The following is a 20410-nucleotide window of genomic DNA, read 5'->3' on the forward strand; positions in this document are numbered from 1 at the left end:
TTGGGGCTGGGTGCGCGGGTTATGTTATAGCGGAGCTTGTGAAAAAGTCGTGTTAATGTAACTAAATGATTCAAGTTTCATCTTCAGTTCAGAGACTGCAAACGGCAAGCAACCATCCGCCCATGCCAAGGGTCAAAAAATAAACCGAACCTAAATCTGCCAAGGAAATCTCCGATGAGTTTGCCCAACGAACCCCTACGGACAAGGCAATTACTGCAAGGCGCACGACTGGGCGACGCAATCGCTGCCCACCTTGAAGGCCTCAAGCGCCTGCAAGCCCAGGTCAGTTATATGACCAGGGCAGCAGAACACGTGGACATGCAACTGAGCACGATCGAGAACGATCTCGAACAGGTTCGCGCGCAGCTTGGCGAAACACCCCGCACTTGAGCCCTGCGCGCAGGTTTTATGCGGTAAAGTTCGGCGCTTGCGCCAGGACGGCAGCACCGTGGCTGTCCAATCCTTCAATGGCAGGTCATCACGCGTCAGCAGAGCATTAGGAATGAACAAACCCGACGAGACGCTACAGGCCGAGACGCCCTACACTTCCCTGCCCAGTTTCCTGCCATTCCCCATCGTTGGCCTGGGGGCTTCCGCAGGCGGGCTGGCCGCGCTGCTGCATTTCTTCGAAGAAATGCCCAATGAAAGCGGCATGGCTTTCGTGGTGGTGATGCACCTTTCGGCTGAACACGAGAGCAGCGCCGACCGCATCCTGCAGAAGGTCACGCGCATGCCCGTGCAGCAGGTGACCAAGCCCACCCCGATCGAGCCCAACCACGTCTACCTGATCTCCCCTGCCATGCAGCTGGAAATGCTCGACGGCTACCTGCGCGTTACCGAGCGGCCCAGTGGCCAGCCGCGACATATCGCCATCGATGTGTTCTTCCGCACCATGGCCGACGCCCATCGTCATCGCAGCATCGGCATCGTCCTGTCCGGTGCCGGCAACGACGGCAGCGCCGGGCTGGTGAGGGTCAAGGAACAGGGTGGGGTGACCCTGGCCCAGTCCCTGGACGATGCCGAATACGAAAGCATGCCGCACAACGCCATCGCCACTGGCCAGGTGGACTTCGTCCTGCCGGTGGTGGACATGCCGCAAAAGCTGGTGGAACTGTGGGAAAACATGCGCAGCATCGAGTTGCCGCTGGGCGAAGAGATCGAGGCGCCGCTGCACAATCCCGAAACCGCCGAGGACGAGCGCGCCGCCGATGCCGCCCTGCGCGAGATCATCATCATCCTGCGCGCCCGCACCGGCCATGACTTCAAGCATTACAAGCGGGCCACCGTACTGCGCCGGATCGAGCGGCGCATGCAGGTCAACCGCCTGAGCGACCTGCCGGCCTATCGCGACTTCCTCAACGTCAATACCGAGGAAGCCCGCGCCCTGCTCGACGACATGCTGATCGGCGTGACCAACTTCTTCCGCGACCGCGAGGCTTTCGAAGCGCTGGAGCGGGAAATCATTCCGCGCCTGTTCGAGCTCACCGGCGAAACCGACCCCACGGTACGGGCCTGGTCGGCAGGCTGTTCTTCCGGCGAGGAGGCCTACTCCATCGCCATGCTGCTGGCCGATCATCTCGACTTCAGCCATGCCAGCCACAAGTTCCAGGTGTTCGCCACCGACATCGATGAACATGCCATCGGCGTCGGCCGGGCCGGGGTCTATCCCGAGGCGGTGGTCACCGATATACCGCCGGCACGCCTGCGCCAGCATTTCGCCAAGGAGCAGACCCACTTCAGGGTCAAGAAGGAAATCCGCGAGCGCGTGCTGTTCGCCCTGCACAACCTGCTGCGCGACCCACCTTTCTCCAAGCTGCACCTGATCAGTTGCCGCAACCTGCTCATCTACCTCGACCGGCAGGTCCAGGCGGACATCCTGCAGATGTTCCACTTCGCCCTGGCCCCGGGTGGCTACCTGTTCCTCGGCAGTTCGGAATCGGCGGACGTCTGCCTCGACCTGTTCACCCCCGTGGACAAGAAGAACCGGATCTACCGGGCCAAGGCCAGTTCCAGCCTGGGAAGACCGACCCCTGCCCTGCCCCTCAACGCCTTCACCGGGTTTTCCTTGCCCAATGTCGAGCGCAACCTGGAGCGGCGCAAGGTGTCCTTCGCCGAGGTCCACCAGCGCGTACTGGAGCAGTACGGCCCGCCCAGCGTGGTGGTCAACCAGGACTCGGACATCGTGCACATGTCCGATCGCGCCGGGCGCTTCCTGCGCTATGTCGGCGGCGAACCGTCGCACAATCTTCTGGTGCAGGTGCTGCCTGAACTGCGCCTGGAGCTGCGTACTGCGCTGTTCCAGGCCTTCCAGACCGGCAAGAGCATCGAGGCGCGGCGCGTGCAGCTCGAGCGCGAGGGGCGCAGTTACTACGTGAACATGGTGGCCCGGCCATTCCGCGACCTGGATGCCGACTTCGTCCTGGTACTGTTCGACGAGGTCGAGGAAACCATGAGTGCCGAAGTCAAGAGTATCCGCGACGACGGCAAGGACAGCGTGCTCTCCCAGCTTGAAGGCGAGCTGCACCGGACCAAGGAGCAATTGCAGGCCACCGTGGAGCAATCCGAGACCTCCACCGAAGAGCTGAAGGCTTCCAACGAAGAACTCCAGGCCATCAACGAAGAGCTGCGCTCCACCACCGAGGAGCTGGAAACCAGCAAGGAAGAGCTGCAGTCGATCAACGAAGAGCTGATCACGGTCAACCAGGAACTCAAGAGCAAGGTCGAGGAAACCGGCAAGATCAACGACGACCTGCAGAACCTGATCGCCTCCACCGATATCGCCACGGTGTTCGTCGATCGGCGCATGCGCATCAAGTCCTACACGCCGCGGGCCACCGAGATCTTCAGCATCATTCCCTCGGACACCGGCCGCTCGCTGCTCGACATCACCCATCGCCTCGACTACCCGGGCATGGCCGATGACGCAGTGGCCGCCTTCGAGTCGCTGCGCATCATCGAATGCGAGGTGCCAAGCACCGATGGTCGCTGGTATATCGCCCGGCTGCTGCCCTACCGCACCACCGAGGACCTGATCGACGGCGCCGTACTGACCTTCATCGATATCACCGAGCGGCGCCAGGCCGAGGAGCGCGTGCGCGAAGGCGAGGAACGCCTGCGCCTGGCGGCCGAAAGCACCCAGGACTTCATCATCCTGACCATGGATGCCCAGGGCCTGATCACCACCTGGAACCGCGGCGCCGAACGCACCTTCGGCTACAGCGAGGAAGACGTACTGGGCCGCAGCGCCGAATTGATCTTCCTGCCCGAAGACCGGGAAAACGGCGTGCTCCAGGAAGAACTGCGCCTGGCCCGCAGGGATGGCCGTGCCGACGACGAGCGCTGGTTGCAGCGCAAGGACGGCAGTCGCTTCTTCTGCAGCGGCGTGACCACCGCCCTGCACAACGGCCAGCACGGCTTCGCCAAGATCGGCCGGGATGTCACCGACAAGAAGCGCCAGGAGTCCGAGCAGGTCTGGCAACTGCAGCAGAGCCGTAACACCAGCAAGCTCAAGGACGAGTTTTTCGCGGTCATGTCCCATGAGCTCAAGCACCCGCTCAACCTGATCCAGCTCAACGGCGAACTGATGACCCGCCTGCCCCTGGTGCGCGGCAATGCCGTGGCCGGGCGGGCGCTGGATACCATCCTTGGCGCGGTACGCAGCCAGGCGCGGATCATCGACGACCTGCTCGACCTGTCCCGGATCAATACCGGCAAGCTCAAGCTCAACCGCGGGCCGGTGCTGCTCCAGCAATTGCTCAGCGATATTGCCGCGGTGGCCAAGGACGACGCGGCCGAGGAACGTATCCTTATCGAACTGCAATTGCCCGAGGATGCCCAGGAACCCCTGGTGATCGACGCCGACCCGGTGCGTATCGAACAGATCATCTGGAACCTGCTGAACAACGCCCTGAAATTCACCGATGCCGGCGGTCGCATCTGCCTGCGCCTGGTAGATGAAGGCAGCCATGTGCGATTCGACGTGCAGGACACCGGCCAGGGTATCGCCGCCGAATCGTTGCCGCTGATCTTCGACCTCTTCGGCCAGGTGCCGGAGCACCGCCACGGGCAGAACCGTGGCGGCCTGGGCATCGGCCTGGCGCTGGTGCGCGAGCTGGTGGAGGCGCATCACGGCCGGGTCGAGGCCAGGTCTGCCGGGCTGGGACTGGGTGCGACCTTCAGCGTCTGGCTGCCGCACTACAGCCGTGACGAACAGCCAATGGTCGGCGAGCTCGACCTGACACCGGGCGATTTCAGCGGGCTCAAGGTACTGATCGTCGATGACTCCGAGGACATTCTTGAAATCATGAAAGCGCTGATGGAGCTGGAAGGCGCCGAGGTGACCCTGGCAAGCAACGGGCTCGAGGCGCTGGAGCGGCTGGACGGCGATAGCGTCTTCGACCTGGTGTTGTCCGACCTCGGCATGCCGGTGATGAACGGGCTGGAGCTGATAGGCCGGATACGCGCCGACTCACGCTTCAACGCGCTGCCCGTGGTTGCGCTGACCGGCTTCGGCGCCAGCCAGGACAAGGCCGAGGCGCTGACGGCAGGGTTCAATGCCCATGTCGACAAGCCGGTGGCGTTCGAGGTGTTGCAAGAGACGGTGCGGGCGGTGCTGGGGCGCTAGGGCGCTAGGCGCCGGACTCGGGGTCACTGGCCGGCACGCCCCTGGGTTCCTCCTGCTCGTCGCCAAGCGAGGGGTCGGCGTCCGGATCCGGTGCCTTGTCGTGCTCGTCGGGAATCTCGACCTGCGGTCTTGACGGTTCCAACTGGCCGGGTGGCATGTCGTGATCGGGCATGCGGGTTCTCCTGAGAAAAAGGGCCGCGAAGCGGCCCTTGGTAGCTTAAGGCTTGGTCGTTTCCGAATGGTCTTTAGGGGTGGTCGGAACGCCGCCTGGACCAGGCACCACCGGATCGGTCGCATCGCGGGTGGTCGCCCCCGAACCTACCGAACTGCCGCCATGGGCTGCAGCCAGTTGGCGGGCTTTTTCCAGGTGAGCCTTCAGGGTGGGCAGGGTCTCGGCGGCGAATGCCTTCAGTTCCGCGTCCTTGCCATCCTTCGCGTAGTCATCGAATAGCTTGATGGTCGCTTCATGGGCGTTGACCTGGTTGTTGGCATAGGCCTGGTCGAACGACTTGGCGCCGCGCAGTTCCAGGATCATGGCCTTGGCCTTGTCGATCAGGTCGGCGTCGCTCGACACTTCAAGCTTCTTGCTTGCGGCCAGGGATTTCAGCTTCTCGTTGGCCGCGCCGTGGTCCTTGAGCATCATCGCCGCAAAGGATTTCACATCCGCTGCGGTGCCTTTCTCCTGGGCCAGCTTGGCCGCTTCCACCTCGGCGACGCCCTTGGCCGAGGCGTCCTCGACGAAGTCATCGGCATCCTGGGCGGCATGCACCGCGCCCGCCAGGGTGAAAGCCAGGGCAAAGCCCGCGCTACGCAACAGTGTATTCATCGTTGAATCCTCGCTTCAGTTCCGGTTCTGGTGTTGCAACCTGTTTAGGTGTCGCTAACTGTTCTGAGCCGAAGGCTTGGCCCGAGGTTCATCTTTTTTGCCCGGGGGCTATGATGGTTGCCCTTTTTGCACACGCCACCGTCCCCCCCATGAAGAAACTGGACAACTACAAGACCATTGCCGACTGCATCGCCACCCTGCTGTTCCCCCACGCGGAGGTGATCGTTCACGATCTGGCCAGCCAGACGGTCGTGCATATCGCCAACAACTTCTCCAAGCGCCAGCTTGGCGACGATTCGGCGCTGGACGAACTGCCCGGTGACTTCGACCAGGCATCCAGCCTCGGCCCCTATGAAAAGCTCAACTCGAACGGCCAGAAAATCCGTTCCATCACCAGCGTGCTGCGCGATGAGGCAGGCAAGGCCGAGGCATTGTTGTGCATCAACCTGAATTTCTCGGTGCTGGACCAGGCCCGCGAGGCACTGAACGCCTTTTTCCAGGTCAGTCGCCTGCTGCCCCAGCCGGAAGCGCTGTTCCGCGACGACTGGCAGGAGCGCATCAACACCTTTCTCCACGCCTGGCTCGCCGAGCGTCAGCTATCGCTGAGCCTCCTGGGGATGAAGGACAAGCGCGCGCTGGTCGAAGCCCTGTATGCCGAAGGGGCTTTCGAGGGGCGCAGCGCTGCCGACTACGTGGCCAGCGTTCTGGGCCTGGGGCGGGCGACGGTGTTCAAATGGGTCAAGCTTTTGCGTGAGAGTGCTCCTATAGCTCATTGATTTTCAAGAGATTATGTGAGAGCGGGTTTACCCGCGATTGCAATGGTGAATTCACCATCGCAATTGCGGGTGAACCCGCTCCCACAGGGTACGCGTTGTTCTTTCAAAGAGATTTGTTGTCTACGGTAGACTTTAAGGCTATAAATGGCTTTACCCGGGTCCTACCAACCTGCTTCAAGAAAGCGAGACAACCTTATGAAGATCAAGGAATTTGGTGTCGAGATCTGGATGAACGCCTATGAGACCCAGTGCCGCTACAACCTGGCGGAGACCTGCGTCGACTCCATAACCATCGGCCAGTTGCTGGAGTTCGCCGGCAAGAGCGGGACCATCCTCGGCGAATTGCTGCCGATGAAGATGACCTACGGCGCCATCGAAGGCTCTGAGCGCCTGCGCGACCTGATTGCCTCGCTCTACGACAATCAGCAACGGCACAACGTGATCGTTACCCACGGCGCCATCGGCGCCAACGCACTGGTCTATGAAACCCTGGTGGAGCCTGGCGACCATGTGGTGTCGGTCGCACCCACCTACCAGCAGCACTATTCGATTCCGCAGAGCTACGGTGCCGAGGTGTCGATCCTGCGCCTGCGCGAAGAAAACGCTTTCCTTCCCGATCCCGACGAGTTGCGCGGTATGGTCAGGGCCAATACCAGGGGCATCGCCCTGAACAACCCGAACAACCCGACCGGTTCGCTGATGGACCGGGCGCTGCTCGAAGAGGTCGTCGAGATCGCCCGCTCGGTGGACGCCTGGCTCCTGTGCGACGAGGTCTATCGCGGTACCGACCAGCATGGCGATGGTTTCACCGTATCGATCGCCGACCTGTACGAGAAAGGCATCAGTACCGCGAGCATGTCCAAGACCTACTCCCTGGCCGGGCTGCGCCTGGGCTGGATCGTCGCGCCGCAGGCGCTGATCCATGCCGTGTCGATCCATCGCGACTACAACACGATCAGCGTCGGCATGCTCGACGATCACTTCGCCTGCATCGCCCTGGAGAACCGCCGGTACATTCTCGATCGCGCCCACGCCATCACCCGGGAGAACCTGGCACTGCTGGAGGCCTGGGTGGAGAACGAACCGCGGGTGTCCTGGGTCAAGCCCAGGGCCGGTACCACTGCCCTGCTCAAGATCGACGTGGACATGCCGTCACGAGCGTTCTGCGTGAAGCTGCTGGAGACCAAGGAGGTGATGTTCACACCGGGCAGTGCCCTGGATATCGAGGGGTATGTGCGCATTGGCTTTGCCAATGATCGGCAGGTGATGGAGCAAGGGTTGGCGCTGGTATCGGAGTTCCTCCGGGAGATCTGAGCCATCGGGTTCCAGGACCGCCAGGCGGCCCTGGAACCATCCGCCTCACGGCAACGGATTGCCCCCGGTCACCCCGAACACCTCCCCGGTGATATAGCTCGATTCCTGCGACGCCAGCAGCACGTACAAGGGGGCGCATTCGGCCGGCTGGCCGGGCCGTTTCATCGGCACCTGCTCGCCGAAATGCGGGATCTTTTCCGCAGGCTGGCCGCCGCTGGGCTGCAGCACCGTCCAGATCGGCCCAGGCGCTACCGCATTGACCCGGATACCGCGCTCGACCACCTGCTTGGCCAGGGCCTTGGTGAAGGCAACGATGGCCGCCTTGGTCGTCGCGTAGTCCAGCAGCGTCGCCGAAGGCTGGTAGGACTGGATCGAGGCGGTGTTGATGATGGTCGCCCCCGCCGGCATCAAGGGCACGGCCGCCTGGCAAAGCCAGAACAGTGCGTAGACATTGGTCTTCATGGTCGCGTCGAACTGCTCGCTGCTGACCTGCCCTACGTCCTTGCGCGCCACCTGCTTGCCGGCCACGTTGACCAGGATGTCCAGGCCGCCCAGTTGCTCATGGGCCTGGTCCACCAGGCTTTTGCAGAACTGCTCGTCCTTGAGGTCGCCGGGAATGGCGACGGCGCGACGGCCCTCCGCCTCGATCAGCTTGACCACTTCCCTCGCGTCGGCCTGTTCGACCGGCAGGTAATTGAGCGCGATATCCGCCCCCTCGCGGGCAAAGGCAATGGCCACCGCGCGACCGATGCCCGAGTCGGCACCGGTGATCAGCGCCCTGCGCCCGGCCAGGCGACCGAAGCCCTTGTAGGTCGCCTCGCCGTGGTCCGGTTCGGGATTCATCTTCGCATCCAGCCCTGGCGCCGGCTGTCCCTGGGCCGGAAACGGCGGCTGCGGGTATTGGGTCAGCGGGTTTTGCATGCTGAACTGATCGTGTTTTTTCGTCGACATCGGAACACCTCCACGGAACGGAAAACGTCAGGTTCGTGGAGGTGAGAGCGAATGCGGCCGGGGAAGGTTTGTCCGGGCCGGGATCAGTACCGACAGGCGGTCAGTCCGCGGCGTTGCGCCATTCGCGGATCTGTTCGATGGATGCCGTGACGCCGCCGCATACCACCACCAGCACGCGCCGATACCGGCGTAGCGCTTCGCTCGGAGCATAGGCCAGGGCCAGGGCGGCGCCACAGGCCGGTTCGACCAGCACGCGGTGATCGGAGAGGAAGCGTTCGCAGGCATCCAGCGCCTGAACGTCGCTGACCACGTGGCTGATCACGTTCATCTGCTGGCTGATCCGGAACGCCTCGTCGCACACTCGCTTGGCGCCAAGGCTGGTGGCCACGGAAGCGATGCTGTCGATGCTGACCAGTTCGCCCTTGTCCATGGCCGCCGCCAGGGATGCAGCGCCGCGGGTTTCCACCGCGAAAACCGGCACATCGGACCAGCCATTGCGCCGCAATCCTTCACCGACGCCCGACAGCAGGCCGCCGCCGCCGACCGCCACGACCACGGCATCGGGCTTCATTCCGGCCTTTGCCACTTCATCCACCAGGCTGGCATGCCCCTGCCAGAGCAGCGGGTTGTCGAACGGATGGATGAAGGCATCATCGGCGCCCACCAGCGACAGCGCCAGTTCATTGGCCTCCTGCCACAGCTTGCCGTGGACGATCACCTCGGCGTTTTCCTGGCGGATCAACCGGCGCGCGCGTTCGGTGGTGGTTTGCGGTACGACCACGGTGACCGGCAAACCCAGGCAGCGCCCGGCGTAGGCCACGGCGATCCCGGCATTGCCGCCCGACGAGGAGACGAAGCGGCGCTTGCCCTGGCGGGCAAAATGCTCGCAGGCCAGGCCGATCCCGCGCAGCTTGAACGACCCGCAAGGCTGCAGGGCGTCCATTTTCAACCAGATCTGCTGCCCGTTCGCCAGGCTCAATGGCCGCGACTCCAGCAGCGGCGTATCGATATGCAAGCTCATTCGGCCACTCCCAGGTACAAGGTGCCGCGCATGTACAGCGCGCCCCGTCCACTGATGATGATCCGGCCGTTGCCCGGCAACTCGCAGTGCAACTGCCCCTGGCGTGCCCCGCCCTGGCGGGCGTTCAGGCGGGTCTTGCCCAGGCGCTGCGACCAGTAGGTCGCCAGCGAGGTATGGGCCGAGCCGGTTACCGGGTCTTCGTTGACCCCGACCTGCGGCCCGAACCAGCGCGAGACGAAATCGAATTCACCGACGCCCGGCGCGGTCACGGCCACACCCCGTACGTCATGACTGCTCAGCGCCGCGAAGTCCGGTTGCAGTCCTTCGACCACCTCGGCGCTGGCCACCACGGCGATGTAGTCGTCGCTGCGGTGCAGTTCCAGAATCTCGCAGCCCAGGGCCTCGGCCAGCCCCTCCGGCAGTGGCGTCGGTTGCGGATCCTTGAGCGGGAAGTCCAGCGCCAGGCGCTCCCCGTCACGGCTGACGCGCAATTCGCCGCTGCGCGTGAAGAACCGCAGGGTCTGCTCGGTGGCGCCGAGTTCGTTGAAGAGCACCCAGGCCGAGGCCAGCGTGGCATGGCCGCACAGGTCCACTTCCGTACCCGGGGTGAACCAGCGCAGCCGGTAGCCCTCGCCCTCGGCGACGAAGTAGGCGGTCTCCGAGAGGTTGTTTTCCTCGGCGATGCGCTGCAGGGTCGCGTCGTCCAGCCAGTGCTGGAGCGGGCACACCGCGGCCGGGTTGCCGCCAAAGATGCCGTCGCTGAAAGCATCGACCTGATAGATCGGAAGTTGCATGGGATTCCTCATCCGTTGCGGATTTCTTCGAGATAGTTGTAGACCGTATAGCGGCTCACCCCGAGGGCTGCGGCGGCCTTCTCCACCGCGCCCTTGACGATGAACAGCCCGCCGTCGTGCATCTGCCGCACCGCTTCGAGCTTCTGCGCCTTGCCAAAGCGTATGCCGCGGACGCGGGCGTCCTGCAGGGCGCCGTCGATGATGCGGGTCATCAGTTGTTCCAGGTCAGGGGTTTGTGCCGGGGGCTGGGCAGGGTCCTCGGCGGTAGCCAGCAGTTGCTCCAGGCAGGCCTGCGCAGCGGCGATGCCGCTCAGATCGGTGTTGACGCACAGGCTGGCGAAGGGCTCGCCGGCAGCATCACGGAAAACCGCGGTGGCGCTGCGAAAGGCTTTGCCGTCGTGGCCCAGGGTCGGGTAATTGCCGATCACCACCGGCGCCTGGCTGCCCTTTTCCAGGGCGGCGTGGAGCACAGCGTCGAAACCGCGGTCATGGCGAGGTCCGGCAAGGATCGGACTGCCTACCTGGCGGCCGCTGAGATGACCATTGACGATGGCCAGCACCGAGTGTTCAGGGCGCGTCAGGTCGTGCAGGACCACCTCGGTATTACGGCCCAGTACGGTGCCAAGCATGCGCACCGTGGCGTGGAGGACGTTGAGGACCAATTGGCGTTCGGGGGGCATGGGGAATCTGTCCGTTGCAGGCGGACAGGGAAAATATCAACACCAAGTTGATATTTCAACAAAAGGCCAGTTTTTCAGGCTGCGATGTCGCCCAGAGAACAGTTCCAATGCATGACGCGTATCCTGTGGGAGCGGGTTTACCCGCGATTGCTGTAGTGAATTCAACAATCGCGGGTAAACCCGCTCCCACAGGGTCCTTGCAAATCAAAGAGTTATGTTTTGCTCTACCGACACCTGTGGGGGACGGTGGGGCCTACTTTTCTGCCTCGACCACCTGGTTCAGCACCTTGCCGTCGATGGTCAGCGACGCCGTGTTGAACATGCCTGCGACATAGTCCTTGGCCGCCTGCTCCTGGCGCTGGGCACGCAGGGCATCGCGCAGTTGCGCGCGCATCTCGTCGAAGGTCGCGGTACGCGCCGGCATTTGTTCGGTGAGCTTGATGATGTGCAGGCCCAACGAGCTCTGCAGCGGCTCGCTGACACTGCCCACCTTCATTTTCGACACCGTGCCGCGCACTTCCGGCAACAACTGGTTCAAGGGTTGCAGGCCGGTGTCGCCACCGCGGGTGTTGCTGCCGGCGTCCTGCGAGTAGGACCGCGCCAGTTCGGCGAAGTCGGCATCGCCGGCCTGGGCCCGCTTGGCCAGGGACTGGGCCTGCTTGCGCACCGATTCCAGGGCGTTTTCATCCGGCACGGCAAGGAAGATCTGGCTGACACGGTACAGCGCCGGCACCTGGAAGCCCGCCTTGCCGTTTTCGTAGGCCTGTTTCAGCTCCTCGTCGCTGGGATAGTCCTGTGGCACCGCAGTCACGCTGTTGAGGTAGCTACGCAGCACGATCTGCTCGGTCGCGGCGCGGGTCTGGGCCTGAACTTCCGGGCGCTTGGACCAGCCTTTGGCTTCGGCCTGCTGGTACAGGGCCTTTTCCGCGAGCCGGGCGCGAATCCAGGTTTCCAGGGCCGGCCGGTCGTTGCTCAGTTGCTGACGCGCTTGCACCGGCAATTGCGCGAACAATGCCTTGAGCTCCTCGGCGTCGATCTTCTGCTCACCTAGACTGGCCAGCTCGGTGCCGCCCTGCCCCGCCTCAGGTACCGCGCGACTGGCCGCGACCGGGTCGGTACCCGGGCGCAGCGCCAGCCCCACTGCCAGTGCCAGGACGGCCAGGGCCCCGACCCCGGCCCAGAGCTTGCGGCTCACGACGCGCTGGCCGTTTCGGCGGCGGCCTGGGTGGCAGCAGCGTTGCGGCTGAAGTCACGCAGGTAGGTGACGAACTCCTGCAGCACGCGGTCCCACAGCAGCAACGAGCCCGCCAGATGCTGCGCACTGACGCCGTCGGCGACCACCACGTCCTGTTCCAGGACCAGGAACTCACCCTGGACCGACAGGCGCGAGAAGCGACGGGAATAGTTCCACTGGTTGGCCAGGTTTTCCGGCAGTTCGCCTTGTACGCGCAAGGCGCAGCTGAAGGTGAAGTCGAGGAACTCGCCCGTTTCCTTGCCCTGGTTGCCGAAGCGCACCGAGTAACCGATGCCCTGGCTGGCGGTCTGCAACTGCACGACCTGGTTCTGTTCGATGCGATTGACCCGGCACCCCGCGTCCTGCAGCAAGGTGGTCAGAGAATCGGCGGTGACGAACTGGATCAGGGTGGTTTCAGTCATGAATCAACTTCCTTGTGCGGTTAATGGTTTGAACTGCAAGGCAAAATTTGTAGCACATTGATAGTAGTCGGTATAGCGCGTACGCAAACCTTCCTGCGCCGATCCAGGCTGCCGTTCATCCATTTCGTGGTCCATCGCCCAGGCGCCTGAGCAATCCGTCCTCGGTCAGCAACGGCGCGAAATAGCGCCCCTGGCCCTGAAGGCAACCCATTTCCATCAGCAGCAGATGCTGTTCGGCGCTCTCCACGCCGGTCACCGTGATGCCGAGGCCCAGCCTGCTGGCCATGTTCAGAGCCGCCCTCAGGACTGCGCGATGGCGCGGGTGGTTTTCCAGCTCATGCATGAACCGGGCGGAGGTCCGGATCTCGTTGAACGGCAACTGGCACAGGCGCTGCAGCGAGCCGGCGCGGGTGCCGAACTCGCCCAGCACCAGTGCGCAACCGAGCAGGCGCAAGCGAACCAGGCCTTCGAGGTGAATCATCGAGGGTTCCGCCGGGCCATCGAACACCAGTTCGAAACCGATACCCTGCCCCATCGAGCGCTGGAACTGCATCAGCGACTTGATCCTGCGGGTCAGGCTGCGATTGTCCAGTTGCTTCAGGTGCAGGGCGAAGCACATGCGCAGTACCTGGCCGCGCGACATCAAGGCCCGTTGCAGCTCCAGCCCTTGTTCGAGCAACACCACCAGCAGGTCGTCGAGCAGGCCGCAGTGCTCGACCATCGGCAGGAAGCGGTTTTGCGCCAGTGTGCCGAGGTTCGGATGCTGCCACTGGGCAATCACGTCGACGCCGCGAATCTCGCCGTTGCCCAGGTCACAGCGCGGCAGGTAGCAGGCGACGAATTCCTTGTACGACAGGCCGCGGCGAATATCCGCCTCGCTGATCGGCGCTGCCCGCTGCGGCGCCGGCAGCGACAGCACAACGGGCTGGCGGCCGAGGTCCAGGGCCTGGCGCATGCTGCCCAATTGCAGCGGCTTGCCGACATCGCCAAGAAAGGCCAGGCCCAGGCCGTTGACCAGTTGTGCCATGGCCCGACGTACTTCCGGGTGCAGGCCGCTGCTGACGATCACCCCGCCGATCAGCGCCGCCTGCGCTGCACGATGGATGAATTCAAGGCCGTCCATGCCCTCCATGCGCACATCGCAGACCACCAGGTCCACTCGACCGATGCGGTCAAGCAAGGCCAGGGCCTCGCTGCCACCGCAGGCTTCGAAGATCTCCCGGCAACCCAGCTGGCCGAGGATCTTCACCGCGATGGCGCGCTGGAACGACTGGTTTTCAAGAATCAAGACACTCAATGACTTGGCAGGCACGTCCACTTTCCTCACAAAGGTCCCAGGCCTCATGGTGCTATCGCTTCGCTGCGGTTGAATCAGGCGACTTCCCGGCAGCAGCCGAAAAATCTCCTGTACTCGCTCATGCCTGGCACACCTGTTCCAGGCGCTGGCCAAGGCTGGTCATGGCCAGGCGCAGGTCGTCCACCAATGGGTCGATAGGCTGCACCGGACGCTGGCCGTTGACCGCCTGCTCGATGTTCTCGCAGGCACGCAACAGGCGGCGGGCCTTGATGATCCGTGCGCCGCCCTTGACCCGGTGCACCAGGTCGGCCAGCCCGCCGAGGTCGTCGGGGTGCAGCTGGACCAGGCGGACAAGGTCGTCACGGTTGCTGACCAGCAGATCGCGCAGCAGGTCCTTGATCGCCTGGTCGTCACCGCCCGTAAGCTGGCGTAGGCCCGACAGGTCGTGGCCCGCTCCCAGTCCACCCTCGGCGCCGGGTTCCACGGTTCGCCGGCCCCTGGCACAAGGTGCCAGCCTGGCGGCCAGTTCCGTGAGATCGAGAGGTTTGAACAGGCAATCGTCCATCCCCGCCTGCCGGCAGCGCAGGCGTTCCTCCGCCTGCGCATTGGCGGTACAGCCCAGGAGCAGCGCGGCCGGCCTGGCCTTGCGCCGCTGGTCCTGGCGAATCGCCCTGACCAGGGCGTAGCCGTTCATGCCGGGCATGTTGCAGTCGGTGATCAGCACGTCGAAGTGCTGGCGCAACCAGGTGCGCAAGCCTTCGTGGCCGTCGGCTGCGGTGGCCACGCGGTGACCGAGGTAGCTCAATTGCTGTTGCAGCAACAGGCGGTTGGGCGGGTAATCGTCCACCACCAGGATGTCCAGCGCGGCCATGTCGCCGGCCTCGGGCTGCGGCAGGCTGGCCAGCACCCCCGGGCAAGGGGTCAGGCGCGGCAGGTCGAGATGCAAGCGCGCCTGCGTGCCGACGCCGAGGGTGCTGCACAGCTGCATCTCGCCGCCCATCATGGCGCACAGCGCATGACTGATGCTCAGGCCCAGCCCCGATCCGCTGCGCGCGCCCTGCTGGTTGTTGCTGGCCTGGCGGAACGGACGCCCCAGTTGCTCCAGTTCGTCGGCCGGAATGCCGACCCCGGTATCCTCCACCGAGAGGTGCAGGCCAACCCGTTCGCCGCCGATATCCAGGGCCAGGCTCACGCAGACCTGGCCCTCGTCGGTGAACTTGATCGCATTGCTGATCAGGTTGGAGAGTATCTGCTTGAAACGCAGCGGATCGAGCAGTACCTGCACCGGACCCTGGCCGTCCATGTCCAGCTTCAATTGCAGGCGCTTTTGCCGGGCCTGGCCCTCGAACAGGCGTACCGTGCTTTCCACCTCGCGATACAGGTCGACCTGCTGCGGTGATAGGGTCAGATGGCCCGACTCGATCCGCGTGATGTCGAGAATGTCGCCGACCAGGTCACGCAAACCCCGTGCCGCGCCGGAAGCGACCTCCAGGGCCAGGCGGTCGAGAACACCATCCTCGGACTTGCGCAGCGCCAGCTCCAGCATGCCCAGCAAGGCGTTGAGCGGATTGCGGATTTCGTGACTCATGGTCGCCAGGAAGTTGGTCTTGGCCCGGTTGGCCGCCTCGGCGTCGTCCTTGGCCACCTGCAGTGCATCGTAGAGCTGCTGGCGCTCGGAGATATCGATCCAGCCTCCAATCAACCCGTTGACCTCGCCGTCGCTGCCGCGGTACGGCAGCATCCAGTGGTAGATGGTGATGCGCCGGCCGCCGAGCACCAGTTCGCGATCCTCGACCACCGCCTCGCCAAGGGCGATGACCTGGCGGTAGGCCTCGCGGCAATGCCGGGCCTGGGCGGCGCCGATCAACCATTCCGGGAGTGCCTGGTCGATTACCGCTTCGAAGGAAACGCCAAGGGCGTCCAGGTAGCTGACGTTGCAGGTGATCAAGCGGCCCTTGCGGTCGCGCACGTAGATCGGGTTGGGCGTGCCGTCGATCATGACCCGCATGAATTCCACCTGTTCGTTCAGCGCCTTTTCCGCCGCCTGGCGCCTGCGCACCTGCCGGCGCAGGCCGCGGATCCAGTACACCGCGAGAAACAACAGGGCCGCGGCCATCAGGAAGGTCTGCAGGATCATGCCGCGGTACTTGCGCCAATAGGTGTCGGCGACGATCACCTCGTTGCGCCAGCGACTGGTCAGCTCGTCCATTTCCTGTGGGCTGATGCTCAGCAGTGCCTTGTTCAGGATCGACAGCAGCTGATGGTCATCGCGCCGGCCGGCGAAGGCGAAATGCAACGCCGGCACCGGCAGCGCGGCACTGATCTGCAACTGCCCGCGGTAAAAGCGCGCGATGCTGTAGCGCGCGCCTATCAGGCTCACCACCGCACCATGGGCTTCACCGCTGGCGACCCGCTCCAGGGCCTGCAGCGGGCCGTCGTTCCACAGCGGGCGAATACCCGGGTGCTGCTCGCGCAGGTAGTCCTCCAGCACGCTGCCCTCGACCAGGGCCAGGCGTTTGCCCTCCAGTTGGTCGAGGCTGTCCAGACGGGTCCCGTCACGGGTTACCAGGACCAGGCTGTTGCTCAGCCAGGAGCGGGTGAAGCCCACCTGCTGCTGGCGGCGCTGGCTGAATGGCAGCGCCGCCAGCAGATCGACCTCGTTCGCCTCCAGGCGCCGGGCCATGTCGTAGAAACCACCGTTATCGACGATATCGAAGGCCAGCCCGCTGCGCTGGGTGATGAGGTCCAGCAGGTCGGCGGTGATACCGCGAAATGCGCCGTTGTCGTCGCGGTAACTGATTGGCAGGAACTGGTCGTCGATGGCCACCCTGACCCGTGGATTGCGCTGCAGCCAGTCCTGCTCGGCCAGGGTCAGGTCCAGTTGTTCGCGCTCGATGAACTCGCGGGTGCCGGCGTTCCAGCGTTGCAGGATGTCCAGGCGGGTCAGTTCGGGAATCTGTGCCAGGGCCAGGTTGACCAGATCCTTCAGGCGCCGGTTCGCGGGGTTCAGGGCAAAACCGTAATGGCCATCCTGAAAGGGATCGGCCGGCGTCAGCTGCAACTGGTTCAGGTAGCTCTTGTGCAACAGGTAGCGCGTGCCCAGGGCGTCGCCGAGAAACACATCGGCCTGACCGAAGGCCACGGCGCCGAGGGCGTTGAGCATCGATGGGTAGAAGGTTGGCAACGCCTGGGGGAACAGCTCGCGCACATGCGCCTCGGACAGATAGCCCTCGCGCAGGGCCAGGCGCATACCGGGTTTGCGCAGGTCCGGGGCTTGCGCGCTGTCACTGCGACTGGCCAGCATGGGCCGGTTCTCCGCATATGGGCGTGACAGCAGCAAACCGCTGCGAGCTGCTTCGTCGGCATTGGCGGTGCCGAGCAGGTCGATTTCGCCGCGGTTGAGCGCATCCAGGGCGGCGCTTCGGCTGGCATAGCGGCGTACACCAATCTCGACGCCGAGCAATTCTCCCAGCAGGCCGGCATAGTCGGCGGTCAGACCCTCGTAATCACGTCCGGTGGTGGTGATATCGAACGGCACCCGGTCCGGACGGCTGACCCCCAGCCACAGGGTGCGCCGCGCCCGGAGCCACTGCCGGTCATCATCCTTGAGGTGCAGGTGCAGGCCGTCACCGAGGCTGGAGCGGGCCAGCAGGCTCGGTGTTTCACCCCAGGCCAGGGCAGCGCCAAGCCATAGGCAGGGACCGAGCACGAGCAGCCACCTGAGGATGCGTTTTATCGGCCTGCGCCCGTCAGATAAGTTCATGACGCCTGGCCAGATCGGCCAGGTCGACCTGGGAATCGACCCGCAGCTTCTCCAGCAGGCGGGTCTTGTAGGTGCTGATGGTCTTGTTGCTGAGCAGCATGGCTTCCCCGATCGCCTTGTTGCTCAGGCCACGGGCCAGTTGCTGGAGAATCAGCAACTCGCGATCGGTCAGGCGCTCGATGCGTTGCGACTCGGTGGCCTGACAGTCGTAGCGGTTAACCGAGCTCAGGGACACCTCAGGAAAGTAGGTGTAGCCGGACATCACCGCCATCACCGCCTTGCGCAGCTCGGTCAGGTCGTCATTCTTCGAGACGAAGCCCGAGGCTCCCAGGCGCATGCAGCGCAGGGAGAAGTAACCGGGGACCTGGGAGGTCAACACCAGCATCTTCATGGCCATGTTCGCCGCCTTGACCCGGGTGATGATCTCCAGCCCGTCCATACGTGGAATGGAGATATCGAGAATGGCGATATCCGGTTCGTGCTCACGGATCATGCGCAAGGCATCGACGCCGTTATCGGCCTCGGCGACGATGGTGATGTTCTCCTGACGCAGCAGCATCCTCACGCTGGCGCGAATGAACGGATGATCGTCCACGATCATGGCTCTGTACATGAATCCCTCACTTTCTGGGTGACGTACCTGTCGGCGGGTAATACTGAATGGCAACCAGTCGCAATAGCATCAAAGTGCCACCACCTTATGGCCAGCAGTATCGGTTGCCGGACAGGCCTATGTGCATCGGACAATTCCCATCTGGTTGAGGGAAATTTCCGATAGCGCGCTTCAACCCTTGATTTCGACACGTCGCCGCTCTTCTCCCTCGATCAATTCGAAGCGGTACACCCGCCCCGGCGCCCGGGCGAACAGCCGGGATACGCCGGGGCGGATATGGTGCTTGGTGGCTACGGCACATTGCTTGCCGCTGCGATCACAATCATTGAAATGATCGAGCACCACGGTGGCGCTGCCCTGGTTGCTGACCCGGAACTGATCGTCCAGCTCGGCGATATCCGTGTCATAGCGGGTTTGCTGGGGACGGATGAACAGCAGCGACCCGTAGCCGGCCAGGATGTTGACCCCGGCCTTGAGTTCCTGCTCGTAGCGCTCGGCCTCTTCATCGCTGATGGCGAAGCCATCGCCGTGCTCGGGCAGCACCGGCACGAAGCGCAGGCGGAAGTAGCGCTCCTGTTCGCGTGCGCCGCGGTAGAGCAGGCGCACGGCCTGCATGCCTCCGGCCGGGACGATCAGGCGGGCCGGGCTGGCGATCAGCGGGCGTTCGGCCACGGGCAGGTGTTCATGGGAGATTTCCCGGGCGGGCCCCTGCCCGTCATGGATCACCTCGACCACGCTGACCTTGACGAAGGCGGTGGTGTCGCCCAGGTTGCGCACGCGCTTGAGCAAGGTGCTGGTACCGCCGTCGAGGTAGTCGTAGAGACCGCCGACATTGATCTGCGGGCCGGCCTGTACCGTCCCCGCCAGCAAGGCCAGGGCCAGAGTGAACAGCAGGTTTTTCATGAGCGCTCCTGAGCAAAACCTAGAAATCGGCATCGAACACCACCGTGACATCGCCCTCGTAGCGGGCGCCGGGATAGCGGGTCATCTCGCTGACCGCGCTCTTGTCCACCTGGAAATGCAGGCTGCCACCGCGGTTGATTGCCGGTTGCGTGGCGTCCATCCGGATTGCCGTGGCCTCCCCTACCGGCAACGGCAGGCGGCTGACCGGCTGGCCGTTATGCAGGATGACGCTGGGCAGGGTCAGCGCGACCTGCACCGGCACCTGGTGGTCGTTGGCGTCGTTGCGGATGGCGCACTGGCCGCCCAACGGGTACTCGCAGCGGGTGTGCACGGTGAACGGCCCCGACGACCAGATGCGCAGCGGCAGGTCGCGGTACAGGCGCTCGGGCAGGCGTTTATTGTTCAGCCATTGCGTCCAGCCGCCCGGTGGTTCAAGCACCACCCGCTCGGAGCCGGCCGGGAAATCGATGACGAAGGCGTGGACCACGTCCAGTTCGAAGTTGATGGTCAGGGTATTGCTATTGAGGTTGCTGACGTCGTTGCCGAAGTCGAAGTCGGCACCCGGGCCCACCTGGTAGGTGACCTGCCCGCGGTACATGCCTTGCTTCATGCGCAGTGGCGACGGGGTCACCAGGCGATAGGCCACGCCGAAGTCACTCACCGACACGTTCCGCTCCATTCCAGGGCTTCCGGGGCTACCGACGGGATAGCAATAGTCCGGATTCCCGGGGTTTTTCACACTCCACAGGTAAGATGCCCAGGCCCCCGTTCCCAGGGTGTACAGATAATTGCAGCCGCCCCGTACATAAAGCGTGTACACCGGGCTGTTGCTGGTCGTTGCAACGTACTGGCTGATGGCGAAGATTTCAAATGTCAACTGGTACGCCTCCCCCGTCAGCTCATGGGTCACCGTCACCGTGCGGCGCCCTGGCACCCTGATGTAGAACAGGTCGCGGTGGTCCGGCGCGCTGTGAGTGGTCTTCTTGTCATAGGTAAGCGGGATCCCGACGGTTTCCACGCCGTTGCAGTAATGCGGCCAGCGCCCGCAGAACGCGGCCTGCGGCGTTGTATTGATGAATTCGTTGCCGCCGCCGCGATACTCCGCGGTGACGGTGACCTCCGCCGCCTGTGCGGGCAAGGCGAGCAGCAGCACGAGCAGGGCAAGGCCGATCAACAGGGTTCTGGTCATGAT

Annotated in this window: 16 protein-coding genes and 1 pseudogene; 4 read left to right on the forward strand and 13 right to left on the reverse strand. The window is 63.9% G+C overall.

What is annotated here, in order from left to right:
* The first annotated feature begins 174 nt into the window (after positions 1–174).
* Complete coding sequence (locus ACPFMA_RS14265) at positions 175–390, forward strand: hypothetical protein (RefSeq protein WP_425928020.1); 216 nt, start codon at positions 175–177, stop codon at positions 388–390.
* A 112-nt stretch (positions 391–502) separates the two neighbouring features.
* Positions 503–4624: a CheR family methyltransferase gene (locus ACPFMA_RS14270; protein ID WP_420056493.1), complete on the forward strand. Its 4122-nt coding sequence runs from the start codon at positions 503–505 to the stop codon at positions 4622–4624.
* Positions 4625–4628: 4 nt separating this feature from the next.
* Here the strand turns inward: ACPFMA_RS14270 and ACPFMA_RS14275 are convergent, their stop codons facing one another.
* Both ACPFMA_RS14275 and ACPFMA_RS14280 read right to left on the reverse strand, forming a co-directional pair.
* Complete coding sequence (locus ACPFMA_RS14275; protein WP_158467808.1) at positions 4629–4796, reverse strand: hypothetical protein; 168 nt, start codon at positions 4794–4796, stop codon at positions 4629–4631.
* A gap of 150 nt (positions 4797–4946) precedes the next feature.
* A pseudogene (locus ACPFMA_RS14280) lies at positions 4947–5450 on the reverse strand (DUF4142 domain-containing protein); the annotation flags it as partial.
* Between the two features lie 149 nt (positions 5451–5599).
* Between ACPFMA_RS14280 and ACPFMA_RS14285 the strand changes: the two are divergent.
* Positions 5600–6226, forward strand: a complete 627-nt coding sequence (locus tag ACPFMA_RS14285) for a helix-turn-helix transcriptional regulator (RefSeq protein ID WP_425928021.1) — start codon at positions 5600–5602, stop codon at positions 6224–6226.
* A gap of 195 nt (positions 6227–6421) precedes the next feature.
* Entirely contained in the window at positions 6422–7540 is a 1119-nt protein-coding gene (locus ACPFMA_RS14290) for an aminotransferase (protein WP_425928022.1), read from the forward strand.
* Positions 7541–7585: 45 nt separating this feature from the next.
* On the opposite strand, the gene ACPFMA_RS14295 is transcribed toward ACPFMA_RS14290, so the two are convergent.
* The 11 genes from ACPFMA_RS14295 to ACPFMA_RS14345 all read right to left on the reverse strand — a co-directional run bounded on the left by ACPFMA_RS14295 (position 7586) and on the right by ACPFMA_RS14345 (position 20407).
* On the reverse strand, positions 7586–8491 hold the full coding sequence (locus ACPFMA_RS14295) for an SDR family oxidoreductase (protein ID WP_009402199.1): 906 nt from the start codon (positions 8489–8491) through the stop codon (positions 7586–7588).
* A 100-nt stretch (positions 8492–8591) separates the two neighbouring features.
* Positions 8592–9512 carry a pyridoxal-phosphate dependent enzyme gene (locus tag ACPFMA_RS14300; RefSeq protein ID WP_420056491.1) on the reverse strand — a complete coding sequence of 307 codons (921 nt, stop codon included), beginning with the start codon at positions 9510–9512 and terminating at the stop codon, positions 8592–8594.
* The gene (locus ACPFMA_RS14305; RefSeq protein ID WP_425928023.1) at positions 9509–10306 is read right to left on the reverse strand and encodes a PhzF family phenazine biosynthesis protein; all 798 of its coding nucleotides are present in this window, start codon (positions 10304–10306) and stop codon (positions 9509–9511) included. Before ACPFMA_RS14305 ends, ACPFMA_RS14300 begins: the two co-directional genes overlap by 4 nt.
* A gap of 8 nt (positions 10307–10314) precedes the next feature.
* On the reverse strand, positions 10315–10986 hold the full coding sequence (locus tag ACPFMA_RS14310) for a helix-turn-helix transcriptional regulator (RefSeq protein WP_425928024.1): 672 nt from the start codon (positions 10984–10986) through the stop codon (positions 10315–10317).
* Between the two features lie 253 nt (positions 10987–11239).
* Entirely contained in the window at positions 11240–12181 is a 942-nt protein-coding gene (locus ACPFMA_RS14315; RefSeq protein ID WP_425928025.1) for a peptidylprolyl isomerase, read from the reverse strand.
* On the reverse strand, positions 12178–12642 hold the full coding sequence (locus tag ACPFMA_RS14320) for a YbjN domain-containing protein (protein WP_009402208.1): 465 nt from the start codon (positions 12640–12642) through the stop codon (positions 12178–12180). Before ACPFMA_RS14320 ends, ACPFMA_RS14315 begins: the two co-directional genes overlap by 4 nt.
* Before the next feature lie 115 nt (positions 12643–12757).
* Positions 12758–13954, reverse strand: a complete 1197-nt coding sequence (locus ACPFMA_RS14325; RefSeq protein ID WP_420056488.1) for an EAL domain-containing response regulator — start codon at positions 13952–13954, stop codon at positions 12758–12760.
* Between the two features lie 103 nt (positions 13955–14057).
* Positions 14058–17648, reverse strand: coding sequence for a transporter substrate-binding domain-containing protein (locus ACPFMA_RS14330; protein ID WP_425928026.1), 3591 nt, complete (start codon positions 17646–17648; stop codon positions 14058–14060).
* 40 nt (positions 17649–17688) lie between these two features.
* A complete protein-coding gene (locus tag ACPFMA_RS14335; RefSeq protein ID WP_064304516.1) occupies positions 17689–18315 on the reverse strand; it encodes a response regulator transcription factor in 627 nt (208 codons plus the stop codon).
* A 171-nt stretch (positions 18316–18486) separates the two neighbouring features.
* Complete coding sequence (locus ACPFMA_RS14340; RefSeq protein WP_420056485.1) at positions 18487–19218, reverse strand: molecular chaperone; 732 nt, start codon at positions 19216–19218, stop codon at positions 18487–18489.
* 19 nt (positions 19219–19237) lie between these two features.
* Positions 19238–20407 carry a hypothetical protein gene (locus tag ACPFMA_RS14345; protein WP_425928027.1) on the reverse strand — a complete coding sequence of 390 codons (1170 nt, stop codon included), beginning with the start codon at positions 20405–20407 and terminating at the stop codon, positions 19238–19240.
* Positions 20408–20410: the final 3 nt, after the last annotated feature.

This window comes from Pseudomonas sp. NyZ201, assembly GCF_049860765.1.
In the GTDB taxonomy this organism is placed as follows: domain Bacteria; phylum Pseudomonadota; class Gammaproteobacteria; order Pseudomonadales; family Pseudomonadaceae; genus Aquipseudomonas; species Aquipseudomonas bharatica.